Genomic DNA, 14,898 nt, shown 5'->3' with positions numbered 1-14,898 from the left:
CGCTCTGGCCCGCACGGCCAGCAGGCTGTTATCGGGCGATTGTTGTCGCCCGATCGCTGTTTTCCTTTTCCATAAGCCGTTATCCACGCGGCATCGGATCACGCGACACCGGATCACGCAACGTTGGATCACGCAACATCGGATGATGCCGTTCCATAAAATCCAGAAAGCGGCGCACCATCGGAATGCCGGCGCTGCGTTTAAGATAACTCACCGCAAACGTGCGGGTGATCGGCGTCGCCACCGGACGAATCACGATATCGTAGCCCTTCAGGCTGCTCGCCACCGAGGTGCACAGAAACACCACCCCGCCGTGATGCATCACCAGATCCATAATGATGTCGAGATTGCTGCATTCCCGAAAGCAGGTATCTTCCAGCCCGGCGCGGCTGAACGCCGTCGACACCGCCGCATGCTCGCCGGTGCCTTTCTGCGGCACGATCGGCCGCTCCTGCGCCAGTTGATGGAGCGTCAGGCTCGGTTGAGCCGCCAGCGGATGGTCGGTCGCCATCACCGCCACCAGATTGTCATCCAGAAAAATGGTATGGCTGAACAACGGGTCCTGCAGATAGTCGTCAAACGGCGTAGAGAGCGACACGTGGATCTCGGCGTTTCTCACCTTTTCCAGCAGGTCGCTGCTGACGCCGTCGATAAAAGACAGCTCGATATTCGGGTGCTGTTTCTGAAACAGCGTGAAGACATCGTAATATTTCAGCCGGTTGAAAATCGGAATCACCCCCACCATTAGGGCACCGTCCTGACTATCTTCGTACGACTGCACAAATTGTTCGACGTCATAATATTCCCGGATCAGCGGTTTGATTTTGTCATCAAACGCTTCGCCGAATGGCGTCAGCGCGAATTGCCGGGTGGTGCGATTAATCAGTTTCCTTTCCAGTTCCTGTTCCAGCCGGGATATTTCCTGGGAAAGAAACGCCTGTGAGATATTGAGTGATTTGGCTGCGCGGGTAAAACTCCCTTTGCGCACCAGCTCATGGTAATAAAGTGCTCGCTTTATACTTATCATGATTATATTTATTTATAACCTTAACGAATATTAATTATATTAAATTACGAAAATACTAATGTGAGATTAAGCACATTTGCATTAATCCCAGACGTGATAGCCTGCATCCTGATTTTTTCCTTCCTGTATTGATAAGACAAGCATCAGTTACATAATAATCCTAAGGAATATTCCATGCGTACCCTCCCGCTAAAAATGATATTGTTGTCCGCTGTTACCATTACCGGAGCCGCGCAGGTGACAAGCGCCATGGCCGCAGACAACATTCATGAATTAACCCTGACGCCCCGTCAGCCAGTGGTTAAACTGATTTCCGACGTGGTTTACTCCCAGGTGCCGATGCGCGGTTATGCCAATGTGGCCTTGAAAATGGACATCCTGCAGCCGGAAGCGAAATCACCACAGCCCGCCGTACTGTTCATCACCGGTGGCGGCTTCATCAACGCCAATAAAGACAGCTACATCCAGCAGCGGCTGAAGCTGGCGGAAGCCGGCTACGTGGTCGCCAGTATGGAGTACCGCGTGGCGCCGACCGTGCTGTTCCCGGCGCCGCTGGAAGACGTCAAATCCGCCATTCGCTATCTGCGCGCCAACGCGAATAAATTCGGCATCGATGCCTCGCACGTGGCGGTATTCGGCGCTTCCGCCGGCGGCTATCTGGCGGCGTTTGCCGGCACCACCAACGGCAACAAGCAGTTTGACCGCGGCGAACACCTCGACCAGAGCAGCCAGGTACAGGCGGTGATCGATTTCTACGGCCTGTCGGACCTGACCCGCGTCGGCGAAGGTTTCCCGGACGAGGTGGTGCAGAAACACGCCTCGCCGTCCTCCACCGAAGCTATCTGGGTCAACGGCACCTCGGTGTTCAATGAGGGCGGTCCGATTACCCGCTTCCCGGAGAAAACCGCCGCCGCCAACCCCATCACCTACATCGGCCAGCATACCCCGCCGTTTTTGATCATGCACGGCAGCGCCGATACGCTGGTTTCACCGCGTCAGACCGAAATCCTGCACCGGGCGCTGATAGCCCACGGCATCGACAGCACCTACTACGTGGTGAAAGGCGCCGAGCATGGCGGCGTTTACTGGCTGCAGCCAGAGATCATGCAGAAAGTGATCCAGTTCCTGGATAGTCATTTGAAACCATAATGGCTGATGGTCATGGCTGCTAACAGACAGCCGAGCACAGTTTTTAACGCTGGAAAAAACCTTCGTATTGTATTTAAAGAATTTGCCAGCCATCTGAAACGCCTCGCTGGAGGCGTTTTTATTTTTTGCACTTTTATGTTTCGGCAAAAATAATTTGCCGAAAATGTTAATTCTTGCGCCAAATCATTTTTATTTATTCCCACCAAAATAGACTTTCCTTGCGCAAGTCAAAAAAGACATTTCAATAACAACGTGAAACAATAAAATAACAGCAAGAATAAAAAATAAGACAATAATAACATCACCACGCCAGTTATCGTATTTTGCAATTATTTTTATCCGGATATACAAAAAATTAAATGTGAAGCGTGCCACATATCCCGCCAGGTACGCATGTTCCAATTATTCGCACCAACATGTTTTATTTCCCGACACATGGGCTTTGTCGTTATTTATCGCGCTCACTGAATACAGATGAGTAAGAAAATAAAAAATTGATTTATTGCTGAGCAGATATCGGTTGCGCCAGACCAGATGTCTACCTCTGAAAGGTTATTTTATGGAAAATTACACCCGACGCCGTTTTATTGCCATCATGGGCAGCGCGCTGGCTGTTTCCGGCAGCGGTTTGCCGGCGGTCGCGCAGGAAACGGTAACGCCCACCGGCCCGCGTCCCGTCAAATACGGCATACTGCATAACGAGCTACGCTGTATCGGCTGCAAAGCCTGCATGACCGCCTGCCGTAAAACCAATCAGGTGCCGGAGGGCGTCACCCGGCTGGACATTCTGCAAACCGTCGATATCCCCGCCACCGACAGCAGTAAACCGATCAAACAGTTCTTCCGCCAGTCCTGCCAGCACTGCGATAACCCGCCCTGCGTATCGGTCTGCCCGACCGGCGCGTCGTTCAAGGACGCGCTGACCGGCATTGTCGATGTCAACGACAAGCGTTGCGTCGGCTGCCGCTACTGTATCGCCGCCTGCCCGTACCACGTGCGTTTCATCAATCCACAGACCCACACCGCGGATAAGTGCAACTTCTGCCGGGAAACCAATCTGGCGGCAGGCAAAAGACCGGCCTGCGTCGAGATCTGCCCGACCAAAGCGCTGGTGTTCGGCGATCTCAACGATCCGGATAGCGAGATCTCGAAAATGATCAAAAACAATCCGATCTACCGCAGCAAAGTCTATCTGGGCACCGGCCCCAACCTCTACCGCATCCCCGGTAAATACGGAGAGAGCGACCATGCATGACGCTTTTCACTTTCACTCGCTGGTGTGGGACTGGCCGATTGCGGTGTACCTGCTGCTGGTGGGGATCTCATCCGGAATGATGACGCTCACCCTGCTGTTTCGCCGCTATGTGCCGCAGGAATACCATCACGCCAATCCGCTGGTCGTCGCCACCGCTATCGTGGCGCCGCTGTCGGTCATGCTGGGATTGCTGATTCTGATTTTCCATCTGGCCCGGCCGCTGACCTTCTGGTATCTGCTGCTGTTCTACAACCCGACTTCCATCATGTCGCTGGGTGTCATGCTGTTTCAGGTGTATTTGCTGGTGATGCTGCTGTGGCTGTTCGCGCTGTATCGCCAGCCATTGCTGGGCGGGTGCGAAAACCGCCTGTCCGCTGGCCTGCATCAGAAGTTCGCCAGCCTGCTGAACGTCCTCGTGCGCCGTATCCGCCTGCTGGAAAATCTGCTGCTGGCGCTGGCGCTGCTGCTGGGCTGTTATACCGGCTTTCTGCTCTCGGCGCTGAAGTCGTTCCCACTGCTGAACAACCCGCTGCTGCCGGTGCTGTTTCTGGTATCCGGCGTGACCTCCGGCATCGCCGTGATGCTGTTGGTGGCGTCATCGTCGCGTTGGCGCGACGCCTGCCCGCAAACGCTGCACTTTTTGCACCAGTTGGAAAAACCGGTGGCGATCATCGAACTGTGTTTGCTGTTCGCCTTTTTCATCGGCCTGCTGCTGGGCGGCGGACAGAAAACCGTAGCGGCGCAGGCGGCGTTGAGCGGCTTCTGGGGCGCGGTGTTCTGGCTGGGGATTCTGGGAGCCGGCATTCTCGCTCCGATGGCGGCCGGCGCCGTGCCGGCATGGCGTCACGCCGGCGGCCGACTGACGCTGACCACGGCCACACTAAGCCTGCTCGGCGTATTTTTACTGCGACTGTTCGTGCTGTACGCCGGACAGATGACGGTAGCCTGATCATGGCCGGCTCACGCGCGCTGTTCTGGCTGGCGTCGGTGGCGTTCTTCATGCAATCGCTGGATACCACCATGCTGTATATCGCCATTCCGGCGATAGCGCGCACGCTGCACCAACCGGTACTGCGCATGGAGCCGGTCGTGATGGCTTACCTCATCGCCGTGGTGGCGTTCACCCCGCTCAACAGCTGGCTGAGCCAGCGGCTGGGAGAACGGCGCACCTGCCAGCTGGCGCTGCTGACGTTCATCGCCGGCGCGCTGTTGTGCAGCCAGGCCACATCGGCCGCCGCACTGGCGCTCTGCCGCTGCCTGCAAGGCGCCGGCGGGGCGTTGCTGCTGCCGGTGCTCCGCACTCAGGCGCTACGCGCCACTACGCCCGAGCAAAAACTGCCTTTTCTTAACCGCATGACGCTGCTCGGCCTGCTTGGCACCCTGACCGGTCCGCTGGCGGGCAGCCTGCTGACTGATGCCTTCGGTTGGCGCGCTATTTTCCTCGCGCCGATCCCGCTGTCGCTGTTGTGCCTGTGGCTGACCGGATACGCCATTCCGGATGGCGTCACGCCGTCGTCGCGCCGTATTCCGCTACGTAGCCTGCTGCTGCTGACCGCCGCGCTGTCGCTGTTCACATTACTGCTGGTCGCCGCCCCCAAAAATCTGCTGCCGCTGCCGGCGTTGACGCTGATTGCGCTGGCGGGCTGCGGCTGCGGCTGGCTGTATCTGCGCGGCGATCGCCATGCGCGCGAAGCGCTGCTGCCCGCCTCGCTGTTCGGCATTCGCACCTTCTATGTCGGCGTGTGGGGCGGCGTGCTGACCCGGCTGCTGCTGGCGTCGATACCGGTGCTGATTTCGCTGGTGACCCAGACCACGCTGGGTCTGACGCCGGCGACCGCCGGGATCATCATGCTGCTGTTTTCCGCCGGCGCCCTGCTCGCCAAGCTGCTGTTTGAACCGCTGGTGCGCCGTGCTGGTTATCGCCAGTTGCTGATCGCCGCCACGCTGCTGGCGGCGATCGCGGTGCTGGCGCTCGGCGCCGCCATCCAGCAGCGGTCGCTGCCGTGCATCGGCGCGCTGTCCGGCCTGCTCGGCGTACTGACGGCGCTGCTGCACTCGGCGGAAAGCACGCTCGCCTGCTGCCATCTGGAAAACGACGCCTGCAACAGCGGCAACAACATCCTGCTGCTGAGCCAACTGCTGGCGGTGATGCTGAGCATGGCGCTGACCTTTCCGGCGCTGCGGGCGCTATCGCGCCTGTCGCCGTGGCTGCACATCAGCCCGTTCAGCCTGCTGTTCGCGCTGCTTGGGGTCGGGCTGGCGCTGAGCTGCCTGCTGTTTCGCCATCTCGGCCATGAGGACGGAAACGTATTGCTGTCGCCCTCTTCCTGAGCGGGCGGCCCGGTTTTTTCATTAATCAACATGTCGTTAATCAACAGAGTGAAATCACGTATGAAGAGAAGTTCAATCACATTACTCATCAGCCTGCTTTGCGCCGCCAGTACCACCGCCGTGGCGGAAAGCGGTCAATTTAAAGCCGGCTCTTACTCCTCAACCAAGCAGGGCATCGGCGGCGACGTGACCGTCACCCTGGACGTGGACGCGAGCGGTACGGTCAACAAAGCCAGCATCGACGCCCCGTCGGAAACGCCGGAAGTGGGCGGCGAGGCGGCCAAAGAGCTGGCGAAAACCATGACCGAGAAAAAGACCATCAATGTCGATGGCGTTTCCGGCGCCACCATGACCAGCGGCGCCGTGCACGACGCCGCGCAGGAGGCGTACGAAAAAGCCCGCCAGCACTGATTCATGACGGCCGGGCGCTGCCCGGTTTGCCATGTGTTATTTCGTGAGAACGATATTTGTGAAAGCAATATTTGTGAGAACAATAAAAGGAAAACAAGATGGCTCAATACCGAAGAACAATCCTTGCCGCCCTGTGCCTGTCGATGCTGGGGATGGCCTCCGCCAATGCGGAGCAGGCAGCGCCGCAACCCGCCGCCAACGCGGAACCGGCCAAACCGGCGGCGATCCCCAAAAGCGCTGACGTGGTGATCATCGGCGCGGGAGCGGCCGGCACCGCCGCCACCATGGCGGCGGCAGAGAAAGGCGCCAGCGTAGTGTTGCTGGAAAAACAGGGCGTGGTCGGCGGCACCGGCAACTTTGCCGAGGGCATTTTCGCCGCCAACAGCGCCATGCAGAAACGTCAGGGCATCGTGGTGACGCCGGACATGGCGTTCAAAACCATCATGGAATACAGCCACTGGATGGCGAACCCGTTTGTGGTGCGCGCCTTCGTCAACCGCTCCGCCGACACCATCGAGTGGGTCAAATCCAAAGGCATCAAGTTTGAATACATCGGCCCCGGCGGGCCGGGCGGGATGTTGACCTGGCACGTGATCGACGGCCCCGGCCACGGTCGCCACCTGATCAAAACCTTCCATGAACAGTTCAAAACCATGCCGGTCACCACGCTGGTGAAAACCGCCGGTAAAGATCTGGTGATGAAGGACGGCAAAGTCGCCGGGGTGATCGCCGAAGGCAGCGACGGCAAACCATTCCAGATCGACGCCAAAGCGGTAATCATCGCCACCGGCGGCTACGCCAACAACAAAGAGATGCTGCAGAAATACGTGGCGGTGCCGGACACCATCATGGTGGGCAACATCGGCAAAGACGGCGACGGCATCAAAATGGCGTGGAAAGCCGGGGCCAAAGAAGAAGGGATGGGCGTAGTACAGTCCTACCGTCCTGGCCTGCCGGACTATGCGCCCAACTCCCAATTGCTGGCCGCCGCCCGTCAGCCTTATCTGTGGGTGGATAAACACGGCCGCCGTTTCACCGACGAATCCATCGTCATTATCTGGCCGCACGCCGGCAACGCGCTGGCCAAAGCCGGCGGGGTGATGTATTCGGTGTTTGATGAAGACGCCCGCAAGCACTTCGTCAACGACGGCATCGACGTGCCGATCGGCGAATGGGTGATCGCCAACACCAAACTGGTGAAATTCGATGACGAGTTCACCAAAGAGAGCCAGAAAAACCGGGGCTTTGTGTTCAAGGCCGCAACGCTGGACGAGCTGGCGAAACAGATGGGCGTCGACGCCAGCGTGTTGAAACATACCGTTGACGAAAACAACCGCTTCGCCGCACAGAAACGGGACGAGGTGTTCAACAAGAACATGGATTACCTGCGCCCGATGAAGACCGGTCCGTTCTACGCGGTGAAAATGCTGCCGGCCGCGCTCGGCACGCTGGGCGGCGTGAAGATCAACGAGAAGATGGAAGCGATATCGCCGGCAGGCAATGCGGTGCCGGGACTGTACGTCACCGGTAACGATGCGGCGGGTATGTACGGCGACACCTACGACCTGCTGCTGGGCGGCGGCACCTTTGGCTTTGCGCTCAACTCAGGTCGCATGGCGGCAGAAAACGCTCTCGATTACCTCCACTTCACCAAAAAGTAATGCCTTTCGTCCCCCACGGCGTGGGGGACTTTCACACTTTCCGAAAGGTGAGATTGAAGCGAACCTCATCCGACATTCCCGTCGGCAACGGGCCGTTCCTGAGCGGTAAAATGGCATGGTAATGCAGCCGCGAAGGACCGCCCCACACCACCACATCGCCATGCATCAGCGCCAGCCGCTGACACGGATCGCCGCGTTTTTCCCCGCCAAACAGAAACACCGCGCTTAACCCCAGCGAGACGGAGACGATCGGCTGGCGCAGGTCCTGTTCGTCCCTGTCCTGATGCAGCGACAGTTTAGCGCCCACCGTGTACCGGTTGATCAGGCAGGCATCCGGCGCAAAATCGTGATACCCGGCGGCGCTGGCCGCCGCCTGCGACAGTTGCCAAAAACAGGCCGGCATAGCGGGCCACGGCCGGCCGGTCAGCGGATCCTGAGCGCTGTAGCGATACCCCCGCTCGTCGCTCACCCAGCCCAGCGGCCCGCAGTTACTCATCGCCACCGACATGGTATGCCCGCCCGGCGTCACCATGTGACGAAACGGCGACTGCTTCGTCACCTGTTCCAGCGCGGCCAGCAATGCTCCGGCCTGTTGCCAGGCGAAGCCGCGCAGCAGCATCGCGCCGGGCGCCAGCGTTTCATTCCGGCGCTCCGGCGGCTCATCGGCAAACAGTTCGAAATTCATGCAGACCTCTGTCTAAATAACCAGTATTATTTAGTGTACGCGGTCCATGAACAAGTTGCCCGCCTTGTTTTAGGCGACACGATAATTTCCCGGAATAGAACAAAACATATTGCTGAAAAACCTTTTTATTTACAGGCAATAGGTTTTTACGGCGTCAAAAACTGTGCTGAGGTGAGCGACTTCGCCGGGTGAGCCGCATGGACGCGGCGAAAGCTCGTGCCGTGTTGGGAACACGTCACGGGCGGTCCGAACAGCGAAGTCGAGCGCCGAAGGTACCGCGCAGCGGCACAGTTTAGCCATCAGCCAGTGGTCAAGGAGAGGTGGCGTTGAACCTCTCCTTGTCGGGCGTGCGATAATGTTGCAAAGGAACAGCGGACGTTATCACGCACGAAACTTTCCACTGTTCTGGCACAAATTCGTCTGTGACAAAACAACACGGCTGTTTGTCAACAGCCTCAAAAATAAGGATGCCACCGGATGACGCCATCGCCGCTCCCGTTCGACGAACCCCAGGCTCTCGCCCATCTTGCCGCCATTGACGCGCACTGGGCGCGGCTGATCGACGGCGTCGGGCATATTCGTTTTGAAAGCCGCCCGGCGCGGGAACCTTACGACGCGCTGATTCGGGCGGTCGCCAGCCAGCAACTCAGCAACCGCGCCGCCGCGGCCATCATCGGTAAATTGCAGTTGCGCTTCGAGGTCGGTGAAGGCGGCTTTCCCTCCGCCGGGCAACTGACGGCATGCGAACCGGAGGTCTTGCGCCAGTGCGGCTTTTCCGCCCGCAAAATCGACACGGTCAAAGGGATTGCCCAAGGGGTACTGAGCGGGCTGGTGCCAGGGCGGGCGGAGGCGGAACATCTGGATGACGAAACCTTGATCGAGCGGCTTTGCACGCTGAAAGGCATCGGCCGCTGGACGGTGGAAATGCTGCTGATCTCCACGCTGGAGCGGATGGACATCATGCCGGTGGACGATCTCGGCATCAAACAGGGGTTTCGTTATCTGTACCGCCTGTCGCAGGACCCGACGCGCAAAGCGATGCTGGAGATGAGCGAACCCTGCCGCCCTTACCGCACGCTGGCCGCCTGGTATCTGTGGCGTATTCCCCATATGCCGGATTACGCCGAATACCGGGCGTCGCTGCGTCAGTAACGCAAACGGCCAATGCCAGGAGAGAGACGACGCCGCCTCTCTCCTTTGCCGTGCGGCTAGCGCCCTTGTACCGCGGTCGCCAACAGCCGCTCGCGCAGCAGATCGTACAGCCAGTTGTAGGCCATGGTATACGGCAGGAAGAACAGGAAGAAACCAATCTCCACCATCAGCGCCTGCCACAGGGTGATATCCAGCATCCACGCCGCCAGCGGCAAGCCAATAAGGATAAAGCCGCCTTCGAAACCCAGCGCGTGCCCCATACGCACCCACAGGCCGCGTCTGATTCGGCTGACCGGCCATAGGCGATCAAACAGGCTGTTGTACGCCACGTTCCAGACCATCGCCACGCTGGACAGCATTATCGACAGCGCGCCAACCTGCAGGATCGAGCGCCCGAGTACCCAGGCGCCGATCGGGGCGCAAATCAGTAACGCCATCACCTCGAAACCGACGGCATGCGCCATCCGCTCACGGAGTGTTTTGTGTTCATGGCGCGCGCTGCGCTGGACTTGCTGTTGCATGTTTTTCTCCTTCGGCCTGCATGACTGCGATTGCGGGTTGCCATTCTCATCGAAATAACCAATAGTGTTAAATTAGTTTCCATCTAAAAAAGCGATAGAGTCGGCGATGCGTTATTCTCCTGAATCCCTGCTGGCGTTTATGGCCACCGTGAATACCGGTTCTTTTTCCGCGGCGGCCCGTCATCTGCAAAAAAGCCAGTCCACCGTCAGTACCGCGGTGGCGAATCTGGAGGCGGATCTGGGCCTGACGCTGTTCGACAGGCGCGGTCATCAGCCGGTGCTGACCGATGAAGGGCGCAAGGTACTCAGCCACGTCAAAGCGATTTTGTCCGCCAGCGAAGCGCTGGACGAACTGGCGATCCGGCTGGCGGACAAGGTGGAGCCGCGGCTGACCTTTGTGCTGTCGGACACCTGGCAGTGCCGCCACTACTACCCGGTATTGCAGCGTTTCGCCGAGCGTTTTCCTGATGTGGAGTTCGAGTGCCTGATTGCGGAAGACGAGGACGTCGTGGACCTGCTGCAGTCGCAGCGCGCCCATGTCGGCGTGTTGCAGGCGCAGGCGCATTACCCCATCGACATTGCGGTATCCCGGCTACAGGTGACAACCGAAATGGCGATCTACGCGGCCCACAGCCACCCGTTGGCGCAGCACGCGCCGGTGACGCAGGAACAGCTCGCCACGGCGCGTCAGTTGTGCCTTCACACCTACAGCCAGCGGGAGCGGCCGCAGTCCGAAGGCGCTACCTGGTCGACGCCGTCGTACCTGATGCTGCTGGAAATGGCGGAACAGGGGTTTGGCTGGAGTATCCTGCCGCGCTGGCTGGTGAACGAGTACGCGCGCAACCGGCTGGTGGAACTGGCGCTGCCCGGCTGGCCGCGGAAAATTGAGGTGGACATCGCCTGGTCGCGCCCTTTTCCACCCGGCCCGGCCGGCCTGTGGCTGATCGATACCCTGCTGGAACAGCGTGAATGAATATCTGCTCGTAAGGCCTGATGCCCTATTCAATTGGGTAATCAATAAACCTTATTTATTTAATGGATATTGCGTTATCGCACGCCGCACTTAATTAATTTAAATAAATGACTTAATATGGCGCGCCCAGCGGTCATTTTTGCCGGCAACCTCGTCACGTTTCGGTCTGAGATATATTTTCAACGAAAACATGACAGAGATAAAAATAATGTGACTTGTTGGCGTGGTACTCCCTGTCATAAAGCCATAGTATGTGAGGCGGTATCCCTCAAGGGGCGCGGTACTGGCGCAAGTTAAGGAATATCACCCGACGTTTATTGCTTTTGTCGTCGTGCCCGAGGCGATTGACACAACAATAAGACCGGCACAAAAGCCCTAGACGGAAAATAAGACCCGATGAATCACTCAATTATGCGGCTGCAAGTGAGAAGAATATGTCGAATAAACCGTTCTATTACCAAGATCCGTTTCCATTAGCGAAGGATAAAACCGAATATCGCTTAATCAGCAGCGATTTTGTTTCCGTTAGCCAGTTTGAAGGCCAGGATATTCTCAAAGTCGACCCGCAGGGGCTGACGCTGTTGGCCCAGCAGGCATTCCACGATGCCTCTTTCCTGCTGCGCCCTTCCCACCAGCAACAGGTCGCCGATATCCTGCTCGACCCGGAAGCCAGCGAAAACGACCGTTATGTCGCCCTGCAATTCCTGCGTAACTCCGAAATCGCCGCCAAAGGCATCCTGCCTACCTGTCAGGACACCGGCACCGCCATTATCGTCGGCAAGAAAGGCCAGCGCGTATGGACCGGCGGCAACGACGCCGAAGCGCTGTCGCGCGGGGTGTACAACACCTTTATCGAAGACAACCTGCGTTACTCCCAGAACGCGGCGCTGGACATGTACCAAGAGGTCAACACCGGCACCAACCTGCCGGCGCAGATCGACCTCTACAGCACCGAAGGCGATGAGTACAAATTCCTGTTCGTCACCAAAGGCGGCGGTTCCGCCAACAAGACCTATCTGTATCAGGAAACCAAAGCGCTGCTCTCGCCGGGCAAGCTGACAAACTACCTGGTGGAAAAAATGCGTACGCTGGGTACCGCGGCCTGCCCGCCGTACCACATTGCCTTCGTCATCGGCGGCACGTCGGCGGAAACCAACCTGAAAACCGTCAAACTGGCCTCCACCCGCTACTATGACGAACTGCCGACCGAAGGCAACGAGCACGGTCAGGCGTTCCGCGATGTGGCGCTGGAACAGGAACTGCTGGAAGAAGCCCGTAATCTGGGGCTCGGCGCCCAGTTCGGCGGCAAATACTTCGCCCACGATGTGCGCGTGATTCGCCTGCCGCGTCATGGCGCCTCCTGCCCGGTCGGCATGGGCGTGTCCTGCTCGGCGGACCGCAACATCAAAGCCAAGATCAACCGTCAGGGTATCTGGCTGGAGCAGTTGGAAACCAACCCCGGCAAATACATTCCGGACCACCTGCGTCAGGCCGGCGAAGGCGAAGTGGTGCGCATCGACCTGAATCGTCCGATGGCCGACATTCTCAAGACGCTGTCGCAGTACCCGGTGTCCACCCGCCTGTCGCTCAACGGCACCATCATCGTGGCGCGCGACATTGCGCACGCCAAGCTGAAAGAGCTGCTGGACAACGGCGGCGAACTGCCGCAATACGTGAAAGATCACCCGATCTATTACGCCGGGCCAGCCAAAACGCCGGAAGGCTATGCCTCCGGTTCGCTCGGCCCCACCACCGCCGGCCGCATGGACTCCTACGTTGATCTGCTGCAATCCCACGGCGGCAGCATGATCATGCTGGCCAAGGGCAACCGCAGCCAGCAGGTGACCGACGCCTGTAATAAACACGGCGGTTTCTACCTCGGCAGCATCGGCGGCCCGGCGGCGATTCTGGCGCAAAACAGCATCAAGAGCCTGGAGTGCGTGGAATACCCGGAACTGGGTATGGAAGCTATCTGGAAAATCGAAGTGGAAGACTTCCCGGCCTTCATTCTGGTGGATGACAAAGGCAACGACTTCTTCCAGGTGATCCAGTCGCAGAAATGCACCCGCTGCGGTTGATTATCCGTTAGCTTGTCCTTCAAACCCCGGCGCATGCCGGGGTTTGTTATTTTATTCCCAACCGTTTTGCCATTCGGTGCAGGTTGCCGCTATCCACCGCCAGTTCGCGGGCGCAGGACGACCAGTTGCCCTGATGTCGCGCCAGCGTGTCGCTAATCACCTGCCGCTGATAATGCTCCGTCGCGTCCCGCAGGCTGATGCCGCGCCACGGCGGCACGGTATCGACGGCGGCCGGGCGAGGCCCGTCAGGCAAAACGCCGTCCAGATTCAAATGTTCCGGGCGCAATGTCAGATCGCCGGTCGCCCCACCGGCCCGCGCCACAATGGTCGCCCGGTAGATCACATGTTCCAGCTCGCGCACATTCCCCGGCCACGGATAACACGTCAGCAAATGGGTCGCTTCCGGCGACAACGCCAGACGCTGCAACCCCAGCCGGGCCCGGCTGCGCTCGCAGAAAAACCCGGCCAGCAAGGCAATATCCTGACCGCGCGCCCGCAGCGGCGGCACCGACAGCGGAAACACGCTCAGGCGATGGAATAGATCGGCGCGAAAAGCGCCTTCCTGCACCGACTGTTTTAAATCCCGGTTGGTGGCCGCCAGCACGCGCACATCCACTTTCAGGCTACTGTCGTCGCCTACGCGCTGCAAATCGCCGTACTGCAATACCCGCAGCAGCTTGGCCTGTAACGTCAGCGACAACTCGCCAATTTCATCCAGAAACAGCGTACCGTTGTCCGCCAGTTCGAACTTACCGGTACGATGATGGATCGCGCCGGTAAACGCCCCTTTCACGTGACCAAACAGCTCGCTTTCCGCCACCGACTCCGGCAGCGCGGCACAGTTCAGATACACCAGCGGACGGTCCGCACGCCGCGACCCCTGATGGATGGCCCGCGCCACCAGCTCCTTGCCGACCCCGGTTTCCCCCATGATCAGCACGTTAAGATCGCTGTCGGCCACGATAGCCACTTCTTTTTTCAACTGCTGCATGGGCGCAGACAATCCCACCATCTCGTCAGCATTCGCCTCCGTCATGGGAGCGGCGTCTGGCAGCGGCGCCAGCGTTTGCCGTTCCAGTTGCTCCATCAGCAACGCATTGCTCAAGGCAACGGCCGCCATCGCGCCAATCAGCCGCAGTTCTTCATCGCTGAAATGATCGAACTGGTGGGGATCCATACCATCAATGGTCAGCACGCCGATCAACGTGTGGTGAGCAAACAGCGGCAGACCAACGCAGGCATGGACCTTCAACGCTTCCTGGCCGGGAATCAGGCCATCGTAAGGATCCGGAAGCTGGCTGTCCGCCGGGAAACGCACCACGTCGCCCGCCCGGGCTATCGCCTCCAGCCGGGGATGCTCGGATAACCGGAAACGTCGCCCCAGCACGTCCGGCGCCAGTCCATCGGTCGCCAGCGGACGCAACAGCTGGCTTTCATAACGCAGCAACGCTGCCGCATCGCAGCATAACAGCTGGCGCAAGCCGTTGAGCAGGCGCTGAAAACGGTCCCGGGTTGAAAGCCCTTGTTGCAGTTCAATGGCAATGTGCGCAAAGGAATCTATCGATAGCGGCATGGTGTGTCTTTTTCACAAATAAGTGTCAAAAAGACATTACTCAGTCATTGTCATAATGACAATGTTTATTTTTAAAGTACTT

Annotated in this window: 13 protein-coding genes; 9 read left to right on the top strand and 4 right to left on the bottom strand. The window is 58.7% G+C overall.

The features are described from left to right. Positions 1-79: 79 nt before the first annotated feature. Complete coding sequence (locus CVE23_RS04745; RefSeq protein ID WP_100849003.1) at positions 80-1,027, bottom strand: LysR family transcriptional regulator; 948 nt, start codon at positions 1,025-1,027, stop codon at positions 80-82. 174 nt (positions 1,028-1,201) lie between these two features. On the opposite strand from CVE23_RS04745, the gene CVE23_RS04740 reads away from it, so the two are divergent. The 6 genes from CVE23_RS04740 to CVE23_RS04715 all read left to right on the top strand — a co-directional run bounded on the left by CVE23_RS04740 (position 1,202) and on the right by CVE23_RS04715 (position 7,834). After that, positions 1,202-2,176, top strand: a complete 975-nt coding sequence (locus tag CVE23_RS04740) for an alpha/beta hydrolase (RefSeq protein ID WP_049853637.1) — start codon at positions 1,202-1,204, stop codon at positions 2,174-2,176. Positions 2,177-2,735: 559 nt separating this feature from the next. Next, a complete protein-coding gene (locus CVE23_RS04735) occupies positions 2,736-3,431 on the top strand; it encodes a 4Fe-4S dicluster domain-containing protein (RefSeq protein WP_038661775.1) in 696 nt (231 codons plus the stop codon). Then, entirely contained in the window at positions 3,424-4,380 is a 957-nt protein-coding gene (gene nrfD / locus CVE23_RS04730; RefSeq protein ID WP_038917980.1) for a cytochrome c nitrite reductase subunit NrfD, read from the top strand. The genes CVE23_RS04735 and nrfD overlap by 8 nt, the downstream gene beginning before the upstream one ends. Positions 4,381-4,382: 2 nt before the next feature. Then, complete coding sequence (locus tag CVE23_RS04725) at positions 4,383-5,762, top strand: MFS transporter (RefSeq protein WP_100849002.1); 1,380 nt, start codon at positions 4,383-4,385, stop codon at positions 5,760-5,762. Positions 5,763-5,822: 60 nt separating this feature from the next. Next, complete coding sequence (locus tag CVE23_RS04720; protein ID WP_038917977.1) at positions 5,823-6,173, top strand: FMN-binding protein; 351 nt, start codon at positions 5,823-5,825, stop codon at positions 6,171-6,173. A gap of 98 nt (positions 6,174-6,271) precedes the next feature. Continuing rightward, positions 6,272-7,834 (top strand): FAD-dependent oxidoreductase, encoded by a 1,563-nt coding sequence (locus CVE23_RS04715; protein WP_100849001.1) that lies wholly within the window; start codon positions 6,272-6,274, stop codon positions 7,832-7,834. Positions 7,835-7,865: 31 nt separating this feature from the next. On the opposite strand, the gene alkB is transcribed toward CVE23_RS04715, so the two are convergent. After that, positions 7,866-8,519, bottom strand: coding sequence for a DNA oxidative demethylase AlkB (gene alkB / locus CVE23_RS04710; RefSeq protein WP_100849000.1), 654 nt, complete (start codon positions 8,517-8,519; stop codon positions 7,866-7,868). Positions 8,520-8,996: 477 nt separating this feature from the next. Here alkB and CVE23_RS04705 point away from each other — a divergent pair, with 477 nt between their 5' ends. Beyond that, positions 8,997-9,671, top strand: a complete 675-nt coding sequence (locus tag CVE23_RS04705; protein ID WP_049853632.1) for a DNA-3-methyladenine glycosylase family protein — start codon at positions 8,997-8,999, stop codon at positions 9,669-9,671. Between the two features lie 56 nt (positions 9,672-9,727). Here CVE23_RS04705 and CVE23_RS04700 read toward each other — a convergent pair whose 3' ends face one another. Beyond that, the gene (locus CVE23_RS04700) at positions 9,728-10,192 is read right to left on the bottom strand and encodes a multidrug/biocide efflux PACE transporter (protein ID WP_100848999.1); all 465 of its coding nucleotides are present in this window, start codon (positions 10,190-10,192) and stop codon (positions 9,728-9,730) included. Positions 10,193-10,298: 106 nt separating this feature from the next. Here CVE23_RS04700 and CVE23_RS04695 point away from each other — a divergent pair, with 106 nt between their 5' ends. Beyond that, positions 10,299-11,165: a LysR family transcriptional regulator gene (locus CVE23_RS04695; protein ID WP_100848998.1), complete on the top strand. Its 867-nt coding sequence runs from the start codon at positions 10,299-10,301 to the stop codon at positions 11,163-11,165. A 434-nt stretch (positions 11,166-11,599) separates the two neighbouring features. Next, the gene (fumA, locus tag CVE23_RS04690; protein WP_038661804.1) at positions 11,600-13,243 is read left to right on the top strand and encodes a class I fumarate hydratase FumA; all 1,644 of its coding nucleotides are present in this window, start codon (positions 11,600-11,602) and stop codon (positions 13,241-13,243) included. A 46-nt stretch (positions 13,244-13,289) separates the two neighbouring features. Here the strand turns inward: fumA and norR are convergent, their stop codons facing one another. Further along, positions 13,290-14,816, bottom strand: a complete 1,527-nt coding sequence (gene norR / locus CVE23_RS04685; RefSeq protein WP_100848997.1) for a nitric oxide reductase transcriptional regulator NorR — start codon at positions 14,814-14,816, stop codon at positions 13,290-13,292. Between the last annotated feature and the right edge of the window lie 82 nt (positions 14,817-14,898).

It is taken from the genome of Dickeya fangzhongdai (assembly GCF_002812485.1).
GTDB lineage: Bacteria > Pseudomonadota > Gammaproteobacteria > Enterobacterales > Enterobacteriaceae > Dickeya > Dickeya fangzhongdai.
This window is presented reverse-complemented; position numbering and strand designations above follow the sequence as displayed.

Bases quoted from the DNA above. Each gene is read 5' to 3' on its own strand.
- CVE23_RS04745 (WP_100849003.1), bottom strand. From the start codon at position 1,027: ATGATAAGTATAAAGCGAGCACTTTATTACCATGAGCTGGTGCGCAAA.
- CVE23_RS04740 (WP_049853637.1), top strand. From the start codon at position 1,202: ATGCGTACCCTCCCGCTAAAAATGATATTGTTGTCCGCTGTTACCATT.
- CVE23_RS04735 (WP_038661775.1), top strand. From the start codon at position 2,736: ATGGAAAATTACACCCGACGCCGTTTTATTGCCATCATGGGCAGCGCG.
- nrfD (WP_038917980.1), top strand. From the start codon at position 3,424: ATGCATGACGCTTTTCACTTTCACTCGCTGGTGTGGGACTGGCCGATT.
- CVE23_RS04725 (WP_100849002.1), top strand. From the start codon at position 4,383: ATGGCCGGCTCACGCGCGCTGTTCTGGCTGGCGTCGGTGGCGTTCTTC.
- CVE23_RS04720 (WP_038917977.1), top strand. From the start codon at position 5,823: ATGAAGAGAAGTTCAATCACATTACTCATCAGCCTGCTTTGCGCCGCC.
- CVE23_RS04715 (WP_100849001.1), top strand. From the start codon at position 6,272: ATGGCTCAATACCGAAGAACAATCCTTGCCGCCCTGTGCCTGTCGATG.
- alkB (WP_100849000.1), bottom strand. From the start codon at position 8,519: ATGAATTTCGAACTGTTTGCCGATGAGCCGCCGGAGCGCCGGAATGAA.
- CVE23_RS04705 (WP_049853632.1), top strand. From the start codon at position 8,997: ATGACGCCATCGCCGCTCCCGTTCGACGAACCCCAGGCTCTCGCCCAT.
- CVE23_RS04700 (WP_100848999.1), bottom strand. From the start codon at position 10,192: ATGCAACAGCAAGTCCAGCGCAGCGCGCGCCATGAACACAAAACACTC.
- CVE23_RS04695 (WP_100848998.1), top strand. From the start codon at position 10,299: ATGCGTTATTCTCCTGAATCCCTGCTGGCGTTTATGGCCACCGTGAAT.
- fumA (WP_038661804.1), top strand. From the start codon at position 11,600: ATGTCGAATAAACCGTTCTATTACCAAGATCCGTTTCCATTAGCGAAG.
- norR (WP_100848997.1), bottom strand. From the start codon at position 14,816: ATGCCGCTATCGATAGATTCCTTTGCGCACATTGCCATTGAACTGCAA.